Origin of the sequence: Cupriavidus sp. CuC1, from assembly GCF_044627735.1 — a bacterium.
In the GTDB taxonomy this organism is placed as follows: Bacteria; Pseudomonadota; Gammaproteobacteria; order Burkholderiales; family Burkholderiaceae; genus Cupriavidus; species Cupriavidus ulmosensis.
This window is the reverse complement of record NZ_JBIUHC010000417.1, coordinates 1-737: the sequence shown is the minus strand read 5'-3', so window position 1 is coordinate 737 and position 737 is coordinate 1. Positions and strand designations below refer to the sequence as shown.

General features: G+C 59.7%; 1 protein-coding gene. It reads right to left on the bottom strand.

The features are described from left to right. Window positions 1–4 precede the first annotated feature (4 nt). Window positions 5–737: glutathione S-transferase family protein (locus tag ACGLHR_RS51990; RefSeq protein ID WP_400103965.1), on the bottom strand; the 733-nt coding region annotated here is incomplete at its 5' end.

Here is a 737-nt window from a genome sequence, read left to right as displayed (position 1 = left end):
CGCACTACTGAGCGAGCGCCAAGGTCTTTGCGATGGCGGTGACGACTGCGGGTCGAGCCGAAATCTCGTCATACCAACGAGCGACGAATGGAAACTTGTCGAGGGTCGCGCCAATTGCCTGATGGCGCCACACCCACCCGAAATGGGCGATGTCCGCGACACTGTATGCATCACCAGCAACGTACCGATGATGCTCAAGGCCGAGATTGAGCACGCCCAGCGTCCGGTCAACGTCCGCTAACGCGCGCGCTTGGGCCTCGGGTTGGGGTGACGACTGAATCGCGACCAGAAACGCCTGGAGGAATGCCGGGCTGAGGCCGGATGCGTGGAAGAAGAGCTGCTCGAAGACCTTGCCGCGGCGGAGGCCATCCTTCGGAAGAAGTTGTCCGGTCTTTTCTGCAAGGTAGACCAGGATCGCGGCGGATTCGCTCAGGACCACATCGCCGTCCCCAAGAACGGAAGGGTCGATGAGAACCGGGACTTTTGCGTTGGGATTCATCGCCTTGAAGGCGTCGGTCTTCTGTTCGCCCTGGCGCAGGTTGACGGGAACGAGCCGATAGTCGAGCCCCATTTCCTCCAGTGCTATCGGCACTTTGACGCTGTTAGGCGTAGCGAATGCAAGAACTTCAATCATTTTCGTAACCTTCTCTTTCATTGTGGCGGACTGGAGCGGCTCAAGCCGCTCCAGGACATGTTTCACGAGCGGCGACCGTCGAAGCTGATACGGCCGCCACCGA